Source organism: Achromobacter sp. GbtcB20, assembly GCF_019091095.1.
GTDB classification, from domain to species: domain Bacteria; phylum Pseudomonadota; class Gammaproteobacteria; order Burkholderiales; family Burkholderiaceae_B; genus Achromobacter; species Achromobacter mucicolens.
The window spans coordinates 148,561-164,595 of the sequence record NZ_JAGXJZ010000007.1 but is presented as its reverse complement, the minus strand read 5'-3'; the positions used below and the strand labels follow the sequence as shown (position 1 = coordinate 164,595).

Annotated in this window: 19 protein-coding genes; 6 read left to right on the top strand and 13 right to left on the bottom strand. The window is 65.7% G+C overall.

The window, feature by feature from the left end; translation table 11 throughout:
• Positions 1-66: 66 nt before the first annotated feature.
• The 8 genes from KVT32_RS12205 to KVT32_RS12170 form a co-directional block, all read right to left on the bottom strand.
• The gene (locus tag KVT32_RS12205) at positions 67-1,044 is read right to left on the bottom strand and encodes a 2-hydroxyacid dehydrogenase (protein ID WP_217618266.1); all 978 of its coding nucleotides are present in this window, start codon (positions 1,042-1,044) and stop codon (positions 67-69) included.
• A 16-nt stretch (positions 1,045-1,060) separates the two neighbouring features.
• The gene (locus KVT32_RS12200) at positions 1,061-1,270 is read right to left on the bottom strand and encodes a hypothetical protein (RefSeq protein ID WP_056324762.1); all 210 of its coding nucleotides are present in this window, start codon (positions 1,268-1,270) and stop codon (positions 1,061-1,063) included.
• A gap of 31 nt (positions 1,271-1,301) precedes the next feature.
• Positions 1,302-1,628, bottom strand: coding sequence for a 2Fe-2S iron-sulfur cluster-binding protein (locus tag KVT32_RS12195; protein WP_056324760.1), 327 nt, complete (start codon positions 1,626-1,628; stop codon positions 1,302-1,304).
• Positions 1,629-1,648: 20 nt separating this feature from the next.
• Positions 1,649-2,842, bottom strand: coding sequence for an FAD-dependent oxidoreductase (locus KVT32_RS12190; RefSeq protein WP_227741313.1), 1,194 nt, complete (start codon positions 2,840-2,842; stop codon positions 1,649-1,651).
• Positions 2,843-2,847: 5 nt separating this feature from the next.
• Positions 2,848-3,840, bottom strand: a complete 993-nt coding sequence (locus tag KVT32_RS12185; protein ID WP_233461897.1) for a tripartite tricarboxylate transporter substrate binding protein — start codon at positions 3,838-3,840, stop codon at positions 2,848-2,850.
• A 103-nt stretch (positions 3,841-3,943) separates the two neighbouring features.
• Positions 3,944-4,513, bottom strand: a complete 570-nt coding sequence (locus KVT32_RS12180) for a 3-phenylpropionate/cinnamic acid dioxygenase subunit beta (protein ID WP_056324755.1) — start codon at positions 4,511-4,513, stop codon at positions 3,944-3,946.
• Positions 4,510-5,868 (bottom strand): aromatic ring-hydroxylating dioxygenase subunit alpha, encoded by a 1,359-nt coding sequence (locus tag KVT32_RS12175; protein ID WP_056324752.1) that lies wholly within the window; start codon positions 5,866-5,868, stop codon positions 4,510-4,512. Before KVT32_RS12175 ends, KVT32_RS12180 begins: the two co-directional genes overlap by 4 nt.
• Before the next feature lie 36 nt (positions 5,869-5,904).
• Positions 5,905-6,642 carry a FadR/GntR family transcriptional regulator gene (locus tag KVT32_RS12170; protein WP_254636859.1) on the bottom strand — a complete coding sequence of 246 codons (738 nt, stop codon included), beginning with the start codon at positions 6,640-6,642 and terminating at the stop codon, positions 5,905-5,907.
• A gap of 289 nt (positions 6,643-6,931) precedes the next feature.
• On the opposite strand from KVT32_RS12170, the gene KVT32_RS12165 reads away from it, so the two are divergent.
• From KVT32_RS12165 to KVT32_RS12150, 4 genes are all read left to right on the top strand, one after another.
• Positions 6,932-7,213 (top strand): peptidylprolyl isomerase, encoded by a 282-nt coding sequence (locus KVT32_RS12165; RefSeq protein ID WP_056324750.1) that lies wholly within the window; start codon positions 6,932-6,934, stop codon positions 7,211-7,213.
• Positions 7,214-7,461: 248 nt separating this feature from the next.
• Complete coding sequence (locus tag KVT32_RS12160) at positions 7,462-8,394, top strand: 3-keto-5-aminohexanoate cleavage protein (protein WP_217618265.1); 933 nt, start codon at positions 7,462-7,464, stop codon at positions 8,392-8,394.
• A gap of 32 nt (positions 8,395-8,426) precedes the next feature.
• Positions 8,427-9,626 (top strand): ABC transporter substrate-binding protein, encoded by a 1,200-nt coding sequence (locus KVT32_RS12155; RefSeq protein WP_217618264.1) that lies wholly within the window; start codon positions 8,427-8,429, stop codon positions 9,624-9,626.
• A gap of 33 nt (positions 9,627-9,659) precedes the next feature.
• On the top strand, positions 9,660-10,466 hold the full coding sequence (locus KVT32_RS12150) for an SDR family oxidoreductase (protein WP_217618263.1): 807 nt from the start codon (positions 9,660-9,662) through the stop codon (positions 10,464-10,466).
• Positions 10,467-10,483: 17 nt separating this feature from the next.
• Here KVT32_RS12150 and KVT32_RS12145 read toward each other — a convergent pair whose 3' ends face one another.
• Entirely contained in the window at positions 10,484-11,413 is a 930-nt protein-coding gene (locus KVT32_RS12145) for a LysR family transcriptional regulator (protein ID WP_056324740.1), read from the bottom strand.
• A 9-nt stretch (positions 11,414-11,422) separates the two neighbouring features.
• The gene (locus KVT32_RS12140; RefSeq protein WP_217618262.1) at positions 11,423-12,577 is read right to left on the bottom strand and encodes a DUF1254 domain-containing protein; all 1,155 of its coding nucleotides are present in this window, start codon (positions 12,575-12,577) and stop codon (positions 11,423-11,425) included.
• Between the two features lie 149 nt (positions 12,578-12,726).
• Between KVT32_RS12140 and KVT32_RS12135 the strand changes: the two genes are divergently transcribed.
• The gene (locus KVT32_RS12135; RefSeq protein ID WP_152382748.1) at positions 12,727-13,323 is read left to right on the top strand and encodes a hypothetical protein; all 597 of its coding nucleotides are present in this window, start codon (positions 12,727-12,729) and stop codon (positions 13,321-13,323) included.
• A 24-nt stretch (positions 13,324-13,347) separates the two neighbouring features.
• On the opposite strand, the gene KVT32_RS12130 is transcribed toward KVT32_RS12135, so the two are convergent.
• Positions 13,348-13,905 carry an ureidoglycolate lyase gene (locus tag KVT32_RS12130; protein ID WP_152382749.1) on the bottom strand — a complete coding sequence of 186 codons (558 nt, stop codon included), beginning with the start codon at positions 13,903-13,905 and terminating at the stop codon, positions 13,348-13,350.
• Positions 13,902-14,135, bottom strand: coding sequence for an Arm DNA-binding domain-containing protein (locus tag KVT32_RS12125; protein ID WP_063956533.1), 234 nt, complete (start codon positions 14,133-14,135; stop codon positions 13,902-13,904). Before KVT32_RS12125 ends, KVT32_RS12130 begins: the two co-directional genes overlap by 4 nt.
• A 103-nt stretch (positions 14,136-14,238) precedes the next feature.
• Here KVT32_RS12125 and KVT32_RS12120 point away from each other — a divergent pair, with 103 nt between their 5' ends.
• The gene (locus tag KVT32_RS12120) at positions 14,239-14,619 is read left to right on the top strand and encodes a cupin domain-containing protein (RefSeq protein ID WP_056324729.1); all 381 of its coding nucleotides are present in this window, start codon (positions 14,239-14,241) and stop codon (positions 14,617-14,619) included.
• A gap of 33 nt (positions 14,620-14,652) precedes the next feature.
• On the opposite strand, the gene KVT32_RS12115 is transcribed toward KVT32_RS12120, so the two are convergent.
• Complete coding sequence (locus KVT32_RS12115) at positions 14,653-15,894, bottom strand: MFS transporter (protein ID WP_217618261.1); 1,242 nt, start codon at positions 15,892-15,894, stop codon at positions 14,653-14,655.
• Positions 15,895-16,035: the final 141 nt, after the last annotated feature.

Here is a 16,035-nt window from a genome sequence, read left to right as displayed (position 1 = left end):
CCCACCTAGGCGGCCCCACCTCGCAGGCCTTCAATCAACGGCCCGCTGCTTTGCCTGCCGGACGCGTCACGCGCGCGCCTGCCAGACCTCGGGGTTGACCATCGCCTGCGGCGTCTTTCCGCCCAGTGCATCCATCAGGTTGGCCACCGCCAGGTCGATCATCGCGCGCCGCGTTTCGTGCGTAGCGCTGCCCACGTGTGCCTGCAGCACCACATTCGGCAAGGCGCAGAGCGGGCTGTCGGCCGGCAGCGGTTCCTGCTCCATCACATCCAGCCCCGCACCCGCGATGGTGCCGGCGCGCAACGCGTCGATCAGCGCCGCCTCGTCGATGACCGGGCCGCGCGCCGTGTTGATCAGGTAGGCCGTCGGCTTCATCAAGCCAAGTTCACGCTTGCCGATGGAATGGCGCGTTTCCGCGGACAGGGGAATGTGCACGCTCAGCACGTCAGACGACTTGAAGAGTTCGTCGCGCTCGACATAGGTGGCCAGGCCTTCGGCCTGCGGATCTTCGCGGCGGTTGTGATAGATGACCTTCATGTCGAAGGCCTGCGCCGCGCGGGCAACGACACGGCCGATGCGTCCCATCCCCAGCAGTCCCAGCGTCTTGCCGCGGATGTCCCGCGTCAGCGGGAACGCGCCCTTGGTCCAGGCGCCGCTGCGCACGAAGGCGTCCCCCGCCACCAGATTGCGCGACAGGCATAGCATCAGGCCGATCGTCACGTCGGCCACCGCGCCATCCAGCACGCCGGGCGTATTGCAGATCAGCACTTTGCGCTGTGTGGCGGCCGCCAGATCGACGTTATCGAATCCCACAGCGAAGTTCGAGCTGACCTTCAGCGCGGGCAAGGCGTCCAGCAAGGCTTGATCGACCTTGGTGCGCACCGTGCAGACCATGCCTTCGATATTCGCGCGCGCATCCGCGCCCAGCACCTCGGCCGGATTCTGTCCGGTGGGCACTTCGACGATTTCGCAACGCTCGGCCAGCTGCTCGCGCAGATCGGGCGGCACGGGCGCGGAGACGATGACTTTGGGCTTTTGATTCATGGGGGCTCCAGAGGGTTCAGGGTTCGATTGCTTCGACGTCGGTGGCAAACACCTGCTGCTCACCGGCGTCGACCAGCGCGGGCTCTGCCGGATGGTCCAGGTACCGGACAATCAGCCAGAAGCCGTCCTGCGGGTTCTCGACGATCTCGGCCAACGCGCCGCCCGCCATGCGCACGCGCACGCCGGGTTGCAGATCGACCAGGTTGATGGATTTGTTGTCGGCCATGCGGTTGCTCCTTGGGGTTCGGACGCGCTGGCTACAGCTCGAGCTGCGATGACGGCACGCGCACGCGGATGCCGTCCAGTTCGGGCGTCATGATGACCTGACAGGACAGACGGCTGGTCGGGCAGCGCTCGGGCACCACTTCAAGCAACGCTTCCTCGGCCATGCCGGGTGGCTCCAGCCGCGCGTGCCAATCGGCATCCACCTGCACGTGGCACGTACCGCAGATGGCGCCGCCGCCGCATTCGGCGACGATGCCTTCCAGGCCATCGCGCCGCGCGGCTTCCATCAGCGACCAATCATCGGGCACATCCAGCACCTGTTCGGCGCCATCGGGCAATTCAAATATCGCAACGGGCATGTTGTCTCCAGAAGGTTTGATCACGCCGTGGCCGCAGCCACTTCGGGCGCGCCGATGCGTGGCACGCCCTTGATGAACTCCACCGGGCTATCGACCGCCTCGATCGCGGCCAGGCGGCCGTGCTGGTAGCGCTCGACCAGCCATCCCTTGGCCGTGGGCAGTAATACATCGCGGCACGGCGCAGCCGGATCGACCAGTCCGGCCATCTGCAGACGGCGGCCCTGTTGTTCGGACCAGAACGTGGGCGGGCGCGACGCGGGCGGCGCCTTGCCCGCGATGGCGGCGGCTGCCGTGCGCGCCTGCGCCAGCGCGTTCTGCACGCTTTCAATCCGGGCATAGCGCTGCAGCTCGCCCCGAAAGGCGCTGGCGCAGTCCCCGATGGCGTAGACGTCGGGCGCCGACGTTCGGCAGCATTCGTCCACGACCACGCCGTCCAGACAGATGAGTCCCGCCGCCTCGGCCAGCGCCGTCTCGGCCACCGCGCCAATCGACACCAGCACCAGGTCGGCATCGATGGCCTCGCCCGTTGCCAGATGCGCGCGCCATCCGGATGCCGTGCGTTCCCAGCGCTGAACCGCAGCGCCGTGGCGGATCTCGATGCCGGCCTCGCGGTGCAGGTCGCCCAGCCGCGTGGCCGTGGGCTCGGACACCTTACCCGCCATCACGTTGCCGCCCTTCTCCAGCACCAGCACTTGCGCGCCCAGCTTGCGCGCCGAGCAGGCCGCTTCCAGTCCCAGATATCCGGCGCCGACCACCAGCAGCCGGATGCCCGGCCGCAGCGCCTCGCGCAGCCGGTGCGCGTCGTCCAGGCCACGCACCGAGAACACCTGTTCGCCCGCCACGTCGGCCATGCCGCGCGCGCTGGCGCCCGTGGCAAGCACGCAATGCTCATACGCCACGACGCGGCCCGACGCCGTGCGCAGCGTGTGCGCCGCAGTATCGATGGCGGCCACCGGGTCACCCGCCACCACCATTACGCGCGACTTTTCGTAAGCGCTGCCCGCGCGCAACGCAATGCGCTCGGCGCTGGTCGAACCGGTCAGCACGGCCTTCGACAGCGGCGGCCGTTCGTAGGGTGCATGCGTTTCGGCGCCAAAGAGCGCCACGTCGCCTTCCACCCCCGCCGCGCGCAGGGCCCACGCACACTCCACGCCCGCATGTCCTGCACCGATGATGGCGGTGTGAACCCGCTGCAGGGCCGATGTCGTTTCCATGATGCTCAGGCTCCGAATTTCAGGGAGATGCTGGCCTTGGTGGCGACCTGCTTCCAGCGCGCAAGTTCGGCGCGGTTCAGTTCCGCAAACGCATCCGCGCCCGTGGGCCTGGGCTCAAAACCCGCGGCGCTCAAGGTTTCCACCGACTGCGGCAGTGCCATGCCTTCCTGCAACGCCGCGCTCAGCTTCTGCACCACCTCGGGCGGCATGCCAGCCGGGCCATACAGTCCCAGCCAGCTCGTCACATCGAAATCCGCCACGCCTTGCTCGGCCATCGTCGGCACATCCGGCAGCTGCTTGCTGCGATAGCTGCTGGTGACGGCGATCGGGCGAATCGACCCTTTGCGGATCAGCCCCATCACGGGCGGCAGATTGCTGAAACTGAAGTCCAGGTTGCCGTTGACCACGTCCACCAGCATCTCGCCGCTGCCCTTGTAGGGCACGTGCAGCAGATGGGTGCCGGTGTGCTGCGCGAAGAACGCGGTGGTCAGGTGCACCGACGAACCGATGCCGTTGGAGCCGTAGTTCAGGCCATCCTTGCTACGTTTGCGCGCCGTGGCGATCAGGTCGTCGACGCTGCGTATCGGCGAGTCGGCCCGCACGATCAGCACGTTGATGAATTCGGCCATCTGCGCGATCGGCGTGAAGGCACGCGACGTATCGAGCGGCAGACCGGTCACCGTGGCCATCGGCAGCACCATGCCGCCCAGCCCATTGAGCAGCAGCGTGTAGCCGTCCGCCGGCGCGGAAGCCACCTGCTGGCTGCCGATCATGCCGTTCGCACCCGGCCGATTCTCCACCACCACGGGCTGACCAAACTTGCGCGTGAGGATTTCGCCCGCCAAACGCCCCGCCACGTCCGTGACGCCGCCTGGCGGATACGGCACGATCAGGCGGATCGGCTTGCTTGGATAAGCCGCGTCGGCGCCCCACGACATTCCCGTTGCCGACATCGCGGCCGCGCCGGCAATGGCCTTCAGTACAGTACGTCTTTGCATGCTGCAACTCCAGGTATGGGCGAGCGCGTCCTGTCGGCGGTCAGGCCCCGAGTGGAAGGAAAACCATCGAATGCCGGCAGACGGGCCGGCTCCGGCAACGGCGCTAGAAGAAGATCGTCAGCGCCTTCGATAAGAGTACGTTCTGGTCGAGGTGGATTTCGCGCGACAGAATGGTGAAGCGCCCGTCGCGCCTGCGCAGCACGTCCTCGCGCTTGCCCACGAACAGGTTCACTTCGGACTGCAGGCGGTTCTGGTAGATCAGGAAGCGCGAACGCACCCGCACCAAGTCGCCGCCGCCGTCGTCCGGCGTCACGTCCAGCACGCGGATGTTGGTCACCAGATGCGATACGCGCGAGGCCGGTTCCTCGGCCCAATGAATTCCCGTCTTGATCTGCGCCACGCGCTGGCGCAGCGTGTCGATGCCTTCGTCAAACCACGCCGCATCCTGCTTGCCGGAGTATTCCTGCGCCATCGCGTCGCGGCGCACGTTGCGCGTGAGCGGCATGCGATACGTGATGTCCTCGTCCAGCAGGCCCAGCCACTTGTCGAATTCCCGGTGGTCCAGCAGGTCGGCCTCAAAGTGCAGGAAGCGATGCGCCTCCCACCAGAGCAGCATGTCGTCCACGCTGTCGTCCTGCGCCACCGGCGGCGCGTTTTCCACGGTTGCGTTCATGCCGCCTCCTCCAGGCGCACCGCGCCCGCCATCAGTTGGTCCCATGACAGGCCGTTCATGAACTGCGCCCAGCGCCGGTAGTAGATGCGGGCGTTTTCCTCGGTGTATTCACCGTTGACCGCACAGCCCGGAATCTCGGGCACGTCTTGCCGGTGGCCCACGCCCATCTGGTAATTGAAGTACAGCTCGCGCGACATCGCGCCCATGCTGGCCTCGGTGGCGCCCGTCCAGTTCTCCATGTCGTCCGATTCCGTCATGCCGCCCGGGCCGGAGTAGCGCAGGAAATAATGGCGCGCCGCTTCCTTGACCGCTTCGGGCGCGTCCTTGTCCACCAGGTACATGCGCCACATCTCCATCTCGGTCGAACTGATCGGATGAAACACTGCCAGCGTGCGCGGCTGACGGCCGTGGAACGACATATTCGGGAAGATAGTGCCCACGCTGGTCTGCACGCGCATCGCCGAGCCCAACGTGCGCTCGCGGTGTTCGTGGATCTCGCGGTAGTACGCCTCGACTTCCGGATAACGCGCGTATTGCGGCGCGTACGGTCCTTCCTCGTAGAACGGCAGCCGGCCCAGCAGCCCGTGGCCCAGTTCAGGAAAGCAGATTGCCGAGCGCGTGGCGGATGCATCGCGCCGCCCCTTGCCGCCGCCTGGGCCGATGCCCACGATGTCCACGGATCGGTGGCTGATGTCGTGGTACAGGTCCCCAATGAAATTCTCAGGCGCGAATTTCCAGTTGCACTTCACGCGCCACTTCTGCACGCCGCCGATCACCTCGGAGCCGCCCGGACTGCCGTTTCGATGGTCCAGCGCCGCGTCCAGATACAGCCGCATGTTGCCGATGTAGTCCAGGAACGGCGGCGCGTTGGGATCCCACGTTGCCCAGATGGCGCCCTTGTAGTTCACCACCTGCGCCACCGTCTTCAGGCCCCACTGCTTCTTGTCCAGCTCGCCCTTGTAGTGCGTGGCGTGGCCGGGCACGCCGACCAGCTCGCCGGGCCGTTCCACCAGCTTGCCGTCGGTGGAAAAGCTCCAGCCGTGGTACGGACAGGTAAACGTCCGGTTGTTGCCATGGTCGTAGCGGCACAGCTTCATGCCGCGATGCGCACAGCTGTTCAACATGACCTGAATCTGCCCCTGCCGGTCGCGCGTCAGGATCACGGATTCCGTGCCCATGCGCGAAACAAAGTAGTCGTCCGGCTTGGGCACCAGGCTTTCGTGCCCCACGAACAGCCACGCGCGCGAGAAGATCTGCTTCAGTTCCTGCTGGAAGATCTCTTCGTCCACGAAGATGGACCGGCTGACCAGTCCCTCGTCGGCGCGCACCAACTCATCGATCGTCTTCTGACCCATCACCACTTCCCCTTGGAGGATGCCCTTAGTGGACGCCTACGGCTTGTCGGCCGTGGCCGCCGCTGTACGCAGACGTGCTTCCGTGTTGTCGACGTGCGTGCGCGCGTGCTGCCGTGCAAGTTCCACGTCGCCCTTCTCGATGGCGGCAAACAGCGCCTCGTGCTCCTTTTGCGCCTGCGCCCCGCGCCCCGCGATCTTGGCCGACCGCGAACGCGACACGCGCAGGTTCTTTTTGAGCAACACCGCCAGGAAATCGAAGAAATTCAGATAGTGTTCATTGCGCGTCGCACGCGCCACGCAGCGGTGGAACTCCATGTCGGCATCCACACCGACCGCCACGTCGCCGGACGCAATCGCGTCGGCCATCTTGCGCAGCGCCAGCCGCATGGCGGCCAGATCGTCCTCGTCACGCCGGGCCGCCGCCAACGGCGCGGCCTCGATCTCGAAGCCGCGGCGCAGTTCCACGATGCGCAGCACCTGATCCGCATCGCCAATGTCCGCGGCCTGCATGCGCAACACCGACGGCCGCGCCGTCTGCATGACGGTCAGCCCGCGGCCCTGCTTGCTTTGCACGATGCCATCGCCCTTCAGGCGGGAAACCGCTTCGCGCAGCACCGTGCGCGAAACGCCAAGCCGGGTGGCGATGGTCTGCTCCGGGGGCAGCACCTCACCGACCTGGTAATCGCCACTGGTGATCTCGTCCAGCAGCATCTCGGTCACACGATCCGTCAGATTGGGCTCCGACGAAAACGGCACGACCGCGTCTTTTTTCAACAGTACTCGGGAAGCTGAATCAGGCATAGGAAGTCTCGTCCGAAAACGTGCATCTCATTGCCAGCCCGCGTTGCCTCGGCTGTGGACACGCCCGGGGAGGGGTGTGTTGAAAATACGATAATCGTATAAGGATGTGAGGGGGTATTAGGGGAAGTGCGGGGGTGTGCCCCCTCGCGCTTACCGTCTGTGACCCGGGGCCGGATCACTCCCCGTTTATGATGCCAGGGTAGCGAGTTCACGCGAATGCGTTACTCTCCCCTCCCCAAATCAGTCTGCAAGGAGTTCCCTCATGGCACAAGCCTCCGCCCGTCACATCCTCGTTTCCACCGAAGCGAAGGCCAACGAACTCAAGACCGCCATCGAGAATGGCGCTGACTTCGCCCAGCTCGCCAAGGAAAACTCGAGCTGCCCGTCGAGCCGCGACGGTGGCAACCTGGGTACCTTCGGCCCGGGCCAGATGGTCAAGGAATTCGACACCGTCGTGTTCAGCGCCCCGGTCGGCCAAGTGCAAGGTCCGGTCAAGACGCAGTTCGGCTACCACCTGGTTGAAGTGACCAGCCGCAAGGACTAAGTCCTCGAAGCCGTTCGGCAAAAGCCGCCGCCAGGAGCGATCCTGGCGGCGGCTTTTTTTCGTGCTCCGGCCGCGTGAATGGCACGCTGCAGCGCAGCACCGGATTCCCTATCAATTGATAATTTCTGTTCAGGTGACAGGACCCGAAGCCCTGCGACAGAATGGCCCACACCCGGAGGAGACAGCCGGGGCCATAAAAATCCGTAGCGACATATTCACAGCGGCACCTTGCCGCGCGCCAGAGGCCCATGAAACAGTCCAGAAAGGTCATCATCACCTGCGCCATCACCGGTTCGGTCCATACGCCGTCGATGTCGCCTCACCTGCCCGTCACGCCTGAGGAGATCGCCCGGTCGGCGCTTGATGCCGCCCAGGCGGGTGCGGCGATCGTGCACCTGCATGCGCGTCAGCCGGACACGGGGCAACCCACCCAGGATCCGGCGCTGTACGCGCAGTTCCTGCCGCGTATCAAGGAAGCATCGGACGTGGTGGTCAACATCACTACGGGCGGATCGCCGGTGCTGCCGATTGCCGAGCGGATGGCGCCGGCGTTGCAGTTCAAGCCGGAAGTGGCGTCGCTGAATATGGGGTCGATGAACTTCGGGATGTACGAGCTGCTGGAGCGGTTCAAGACGTTCACGCAGGATTGGGAGCGGCCGTATCTGGAGGGCAGCAACGACCTGATCTTTCGCAACACCTTCAAGGATATCGAGCACATCCTGTCGTCGTGCAGCGATAACGGCACGCGCTTTGAGATCGAGTGCTACGACATCGGCCATCTTTATACCGCCGCGCATTTCGTGGACCGCAAGCTGCTCAAGCCGCCGTTTCTGATCCAGTCGGTGTTCGGCATCCGCGGCGGCATCGGCACGCACCCTGAGGACGTGATGATGATGAAGCGCACGGCGGACCGGCTGTTCGGCGACGACTACATCTGGTCGGTGCTGGCCGCCGGCCGCAAGCAGACGCCGCTTGCGACGATGGCGGCGACGATGGGGGGGAACGTTCGCGTGGGACTGGAGGATTCATTGTGGGATGGGCCCGGAGAACTGGCGAAGTCCAACGCGGACCAGGTACGCCGCATCCGCCGCATTCTGGAAGACCTGTCCTTGCAGATCGCCACGCCGGACGACGCGCGCGAGACGCTGCAACTGAAGGGCCGCGACCACGTCGCGTTCTGAACACACACATCCACGTAGTGGGGAGACAAGACATGAAAAAGACGTTGCGCGCGACGGCATTGGCCGCGCTGTTGGGAATGGCAGGTGCGGCACAGGCCGATGACGGCGTGATCCGAATCGGGTTCATCACGGACATGTCCGGGCTGTCCGCGGACGCCGACGGACCTGGCGGCGTCGAGGCCATCAAGATGGCGATCGCGGACCTGGGCGGCACGGTGGCCGGAAAGAAGGTGGAGGTACTGGTTGCGGATCACCAGAACCGGGCCGATATCGCGTCGTCCCGCGCGCGAGAATGGCTGGACCAGCGCGGGGTGAACATGCTGATCGCGGGCGCGAATTCGGCGGCGGCGTTGGCAATGGCGAAGGTGGCCGAGGAAAAGAAGACGCCGTTCTTCGTGGTGAGCGCGGGTGCGTCCGAACTGACGAACGCGCAATGCACGCCATATACCGTGCACTACGTGTACGACACGGTGTCGCTGGCGCGCGGCACGGCGCGCGCCATGATGAAGGAAGGCAACCAGGACTGGTATTTCCTGACGGTGGACCACGCGTTCGGCCATGCGCTGGAGCGCGACGCATCCAAGGTGGTGCAGGCCGACGGCGGCAACGTCAAGGGCCGGGTGCGACATCCGCTGAACACCGCGGACTTCTCGTCGTTCATCCTGCAGGCGCAGGCCTCCGGCGCGCAGGTGCTGGGCTTGGCCAATTCCGCCAGCGACACCGGCAATGCGGTCAAGGCGGCCAACGAATTTGGCCTGACGCCCAAGATGAAGATCGCCGGCCTGCTGGTGCTGATCACCGACGTGCACGCGCTGGGCCTGCCGGCGGCGCAGAACATGTATTTGACGACCGCGTGGTACTGGGACCAGGACGACGCGTCGCGCAAGTGGGCATCGCGTTTTGAGGCCGTGATGAAGAAGAAGCCGTCCATGCTGCAAGCCGGCGACTATTCCGCCGCGACGACATACCTGAAGGCGGTGGAAGCCACCAAGAGCACCGACGGCGACACCATCATGAAGTGGCTGAAGGCCAATCCCGTGAACGACTTCTTCGTCAAAGACGGCAAGATCCGCGCGGACGGGCTGATGGTGCACGATATGTTCCTGATGCAGGTGAAGACGCCTGCGGAATCCAAGGCGCCGTGGGACTACTACAAGCTGGTGGCGCGTGTGCCAGGCACCCAGGTGTATACGTCGCCCGAGGAATCGACCTGCCGCCTGATGAAGCCCTGAAGCGCTGACACCATGAATCAATCTGGAAATCCCATGACGACACCCGAGGCGATCGCCGCCCTTCCTGTTGACCTGTCTGGAAAGCGCGTCATCGTGACCGCGGGCGCGTCCGGCATCGGCGCTGCGTTGGCCGACGCCTTTGCAGAACGCGGCGCCCGCGTTCACTTGTGCGACGTCGATGAACAGATGCTGGCCAGTTGCCGGCACCCGTGGGCGCTCGCGGACGTGGGCAGCCGCGATGAGATCGACCGCTACATGCAGACCGCGCTAGCGCATCTGGGCGGGCTGGACGTGCTGGTGAACAACGCCGGCATTGCCGGGCCCACGGCAGGCATCGCCGACATTACCGCACAAGAGCTGGATGCCACGCTGGACATCAATCTGGCCTCGCAGTTCCACACCGTGCGACACGCGTTGCCCGCGCTGCGCGCGTCGGGCGGCGGCAGCATCATCAACATCAGTTCGGTGGCGGGACGGATGGGCTTGCCCATGCGCACGCCGTATGCGGCCACCAAATGGGGCGTGGTGGGGCTGACGCGTTCGCTTGCGATGGAACTTGGGCCGCTGAACATCCGCGTCAATGCGTTGCTGCCGGGGCTGGTGGCCGGCCCGCGCATCGATCGGGTGATCGCCGCCCGCGCCAAGAACATGGGGTTGTCGGTCCAAGAGCAGACACGGCTGGAGCTGTCGGGCGTCAGCCTGCGGCAGTTCGTACGCGCCGCTGACATCGCAAACCTGGCGCTGTTTCTCGCAAGCCCTTACGGGGCCATGGTCAGCGGCCAGGCAATCAGCATCGACGGCGATCTGCAATCGCTGCCGTGGCAGCCGCCGGCGCAATAAGCCCGGCGCACTTGCCGCTATTGCAGCAACGCGATTGTCTCTGCATACACGCCCTGCCGCCGCGCCTGCGCCGTGGATCGCAGGGCGTCCAGCAGGCGCGCGGTCAGCTCGTTGTTGCGGGACTCGGTGCGGGTGATCAACAGGAAATCGAACCATTGCCGCGAGGCGAGCGGCACGGCCACCAGATCCGGGAACGACGTCACGATGTCGGACGCGGACAGCGCGTTGACCAGGCTGATGCCCTTGACGGCGCGCACCGTGCCCGGCAGCAGCGACATATGCGCCTGCATGCCGGAGCGCAACAGCAACGAATCGGCGATGTCGCCCTGCGCCACGACATAGTCGGACCACAGCGGCTTGACGTAGGTGTCGGGCGGAATATCTAGCACCGTAATGGCGTCGCGCCCGGCCAGCGGATGTTCGCGATGCGCGATCGCCATGACGTCCGCGCGCAGGAATGGCGTGAACGTCAGCCGCGTGCTGTCCCGGCCGACAGCGCCCAGGCCGAAGTCGGCGCGCATGGTTTCCACGGCGCTGATGACCTGCATGGACGACTCGACATCGATGGAGAACGGGCGCGTGCCATTGATGTCCAGATAACGGCGCACTGCGTCGGGCGCGTAGCCCAGCGCCAGCGCGGGTGACGAGGCGATGCGCAGCCCGCGGCCGCCGAACTGTTCGATGCTGTGCAGGGCTTCGTCGATGCGCACCAGTTCGTCCAGCACGAACTTGGCTTCGCTGTAGAGATATTGCCCCGCTTCCGTCGGACGCAGCGTCTTGTGCGACCGGTCGAACAATTGAACGCCCGTGGCGCTTTCCAGGCGCGATATCGCGTGGCTGATGGCGGGCTGCGTCAGGTGCATGGCCAGCGCGGCCTGGCGCGTCGAGCCGGTCATGACGACGGCGTAGAAGATTCGCAGGTCGTGGATGTTGAAGTTGCGCTTCATACGGCGCGCCTATTGGGGCGTGGGTGGCGATTTGGGCTGAGACTTCAGCGGCGGCTTCGGTGGCACCTTCGGTGGCAACTTCGGCGCCGCCTTGGGCGCGTTCATGCCGCCAAACGCAAACAGCCCCATCTGCGCGCCGGTCGCGCGTGCCAGATAGTCGTTCTTCAGCTTGTCCCGGTCGCCGAACAGCGCCCCGGCATCGGCGACCTGCGCCGCGCGGTTCTTGTCGATGTCGTTCTGGCCATCGTGCATGCCCTCTTGCAGCGCGCGGCGCAACGCGGGGTTGAGCGTGGCGGTGTCGTAGTCCTCGCCGGGGCGCAGGCCCAGGGTGGCCATGCGTTCGCGCAGCGCGGTCTCGGATTTGTGTGCGGGTGCGAACCGCAGCAGGAAGGCCAGTTCGTCATAGAACTCGAGCGACGAATACATCTGCGCGCGCGGAACCGGCGCTTTCCATTCCACCTTGGCAGGGGCGGCGGGCGCGGCCCGGTTGCGGAACGCCGATAGCGGCTGCACCTTGAAGCGCGCCTGGATGCGCTTGGCGTTTTCCTGGTCGGCGGGATTGAACCGCTGCGTGCGCGCCACCAGCGTGGCAAGCTGCGTCTCTGACCGAATCACCTTGGTGATGCCCGGGGGCACCTTGCCTTTCCAGGAGGGACCCGCCACGAGAAAGACGCCACCGCCCAGGCCGCGCGGGCCCAGGTCGCCAATGTGGTGCATGTACAGGTCCATAACCTGCAACGAGGCGTCGCGCCGCTTTTCGACGCGGGGCACGATGACGACGACGGGTTCGGCGCGCAGGTCCAGGGCGGCGTAGGAATACAGATAGGCGGGGTCCAGGCCAGCCGCAGCAGCGGACGCGGTGCCGACCGGATTGATGCTGTTCACCGGCCCCTTGTATTGCGCCCCCTGCTTGTCCAGGCTGTAGGCATACATGGCCTGGTAGCTGGCGACCATGGGCGCGCCGTAAAGGTAGGATTCGCGCGCGATGCCACGCGCCTGTTGCGCAGTGAGGCCCTCGATGCCGACGGACTGCCCGGCGGCGGCGTCGTGCGACGGGACCGCACAGCCGGACAAAACGCCCGCCACGACGATGGCGGCAACCAGCCCCATGAACGGACGGCAGGTGGCGCGGCAAAATCCGGTGCTAATCTGGCGGTGGCGCATTCAGGGCTCCGACATGACGGGATGGCGCAGTCGCCCGAGGGCGGCGGCGGATTGCGCCAGGGCTCGAATTCCGGGGGATTCTGTCATATTTCCCCGGCATGTAGAAGTAACAGTGCACCGCAGCGGTGCGACAGGAAAGGCACAGCAGCATGTCAACGCAAGACCCGAGCATGACCGGTCCGGACGGAGAGGCGTTCAACATTCGCGCGTCGTCGTACTTCGTGTTGCAGGCCGTGCACCGCTGCGCGGCTTGCAACACGCTGTCGCGCGTGACGGCGCTGGCCGTGCCGCCCGGCCACGAAAGCACCGAGGTCGACCTGGAACTGGATGAGGACGATGCGGATAGCACGGGACTGGATCCGCTGGCGTTTCAGGACTGGCTGTTCGGACCCGCGCAATGGCAGTCGATACCGGGTCCGGCCATGATCTCGTCGACACGGGCTCTTGCGCCCGATGTGGCGCAGACGCTGCGCTCGCTTGCGCCGGCCTACCGCCAGAACCCCGCCCGGTCAGGGGAATGGTGCAATTTCTGCGAGCATTGCGATCACCCCATCTGGGACGGCGCGTTGTACCCGACGCCAGGGCAGGCATTCTGTCCGCCCGATGCCGATGCCGCTGCACACATATCCGCGCAACGGGTCGACGCGCCGTTCGCGGCGTTTTTCGGCATGTGCTGGACGGACAGCTACCGCAACAAGTGGCCCTTGTTCACGCGCCTGGGCTTCGCGTGCAGCGAGGGGGATTGATTCTCCCGCCCTCGTGGCGCATTGTCAGGCGCTTTGCAGCAGATCCTGAGGCACTTCCAGTTGCCGCGCGGGGATGGCCGCGAAGGCGCTTTCGGTGGTGCTGGCGTCCGTGGTCAGGTGCTGGATCAGGTCGACCGTGGTGGAGCGGCGGGTCAGCATCAGGCACGTGACCTCGTCGCCCGCCACGCGGGTGGCGTGCCAGCAGCCCGGCCGCATGCACACGCCCTGCCCCTGCGCCACATGAAAGGCCGCAAGCGTGGCCAGGTCGGGCGAGCCGTCCGCGGCGCTGCGCGCCACGATCTGGATGATGCTGCCCGTCAGCGGGACGATCGCCTGCTGCGTCAGCAGGTGCTTTTCCAGGCTGGCCACTTCGACGGACTGGCTTCGGTAATTGACCCAAAGCACCTCGGCGTCGCCGCCCGCGCCCGTGTTGAACAGGTGCTCGTGCCAGAAATCGGTGGCCGGGTTCGTAAACAGCGGAACGCCGTTGCCGTCCGGCATGGGCTTGCCCAGCATCCACCCGTAGGCATTGAAGGCATCAGGCGAAAGATCGTGAACTTCAAGCTGCGAATTGCTCGTCATGCGGGACCCTGTGATGGCTTAGCGCCGCGTTTGGGGAATTCGGCGTCGTAGTCGAAATCGCCCCGCGCGATGGCCTCCAGGATGGCAACGCGCCGGTCGGCGGCGCGCTTGAGGTTGGCGGCGGTGGGCTTGACACGGATACGCTCGACACAATGCCGGCCGTCATAGAAGAAGCCGATCTCGATGGACGATTCGGATGCGGGGCGCACCCCTTCGAATCCCGTGCTCATCGCGTGCTCTCCAAGTTGCCGATGGCAGACATGATAAACGCAACGATGTGACAGCCGGCGCTGTCATACACTGCCCTGATTCCCCCACCCGAGGACGCGCAACATGGCCATCGACCTGACGTCGCACTATGTGTATCTGGACGCCGCCGGCGCCGCCGCCACCGTGACGGGCGGCGACGCATTCTGGTCCCAATCTCCGGAAGACCTTGAGCAATACGGGCGCGGCTGGCTCGTGTCCGAGTACGAATTCGCGGCCGACTGGCCGCAATGGGAGATGCATCCCGGCGCCGACGAGATCGTGCGGCTGATGTCTGGGGCCGCCGAACTGCACCTGGAATGGCCCACCGGCATCCAGATCGTGAAAATGCTGGCCGGCGATGCCTACGTGATTCCGAAGGGCGCGTGGCACACCGTCAAGGTCATTGAGCCCTGTCGCATGCTGCACATCACCATGGGTGCGGGCACGCAGCACCGGCTGGCGTAACGCCGCTTCCTGTGCGCGCCTCGCCGGCCGCACCTAGCCGGCCGCGCCCACCGGCCGCGCGCGCTGGATCTCGCGGTCGTCGATGGGCCAGTGCAAGGCGGCCGACAGCACGCCCAGCGCCATCGCCCCCAGCCAGATCAGGTCATAAGAGCGGGTGGCTTCGAACACCACGCCGCCCAGCCACACGCCCAGAAACGAACCGACCTGATGGCCGAAGAACACGAAGCCGAAGAGCGTGGTGATGTAGCGCACGCCAAACACCTGCGAGATGAGGCCGTTGGTGAGCGGCACCGTGCCCAGCCACACAAAGCCCATGACCGCCGCGAACGCGTAGACCGACCACGTGGATAGCGGCACCAGGATGAAAAGCGCAATGGCCGCGGTTCGGATCAGGTAGATGCCCGCCAGCAGGTACTTGCGCCGGTGATGCGCGCCCAGGATGCCACAGACATAGGTGCCCATGACATTGGTGAGCGCAATGATGGCCAGCGCGGCGACCGCGTCCGACGCGCGCAGGCCCTTGTCCATCAGGTAGGCGGGCAGGTGCGTGCCGATGAACGCCAGCTGGAAACCGCAGGCCAAAAATCCCAGGTTCAGCAGCCAGAAGCCGGGGCGCGTGAAGGCCTCGCGAAGGGCCTCGCGCAGCGACAGGTTTGCGTCGGGCGCGCCGGCATCGCGCAGACGGTTCGCCGGCTCGCGCAGCGGAAACGCCAACGGCAACAGGATAGTCAGCGCCACGGCAAAGGCCAGCAAGGCCGCCACCCAGCCCCAGCCCCCGATCAGCCATTGCGCCGCAGGCACCATCGTGAACTGTCCAAGTCCGCCGACGGCTCCAGCCACGCCCAGCGCCCAGCTTCTGCGTTCGGGCGGCACCAGGCGGCTGAGCGCGCCATAAATGGCCGCGAACGCCGTGCCGGACAGCGCGATGCCGATGAACACCCCTGCCGTCCACATGAAGCCCGCAGGCGTCGTGGCGTGTGCCATGCCGGCCAGGCCCACCGCATAAAAAACCAACCCGCCAGCGATCACCTTGGCCGAACCATAGCGGTCGGCAATCATGCCGGTGAAGGGCTGCACGATGCCCCAGGTCAGGTTCTGCACGGCCAGCGCGATGGCGAAGGTTTCGCGGCTCCAGCCGCGGTCCATGGTGACGGGCAGAAGAAACAGGCCCTGCACATGGCGCACGCCCAGGGCAAGGCCCATGACGACGCCACCGGCCAGCACCAGCAGCCACAACTGCGATGCATCCAGGGAAGATTTTTGGGGGGTGGACATGGCGAACCTCTTGCAAGGAAACGTCGCCCCCGTTCAGGCGGGCATTGGCGCTATTACAGGGTCGCCAGACGCGAGGCTCAACCGATTATTTTTTGCCCGCTGCATGCGTGGAGGGAATATCACGGCAACGCGCGAGACTGC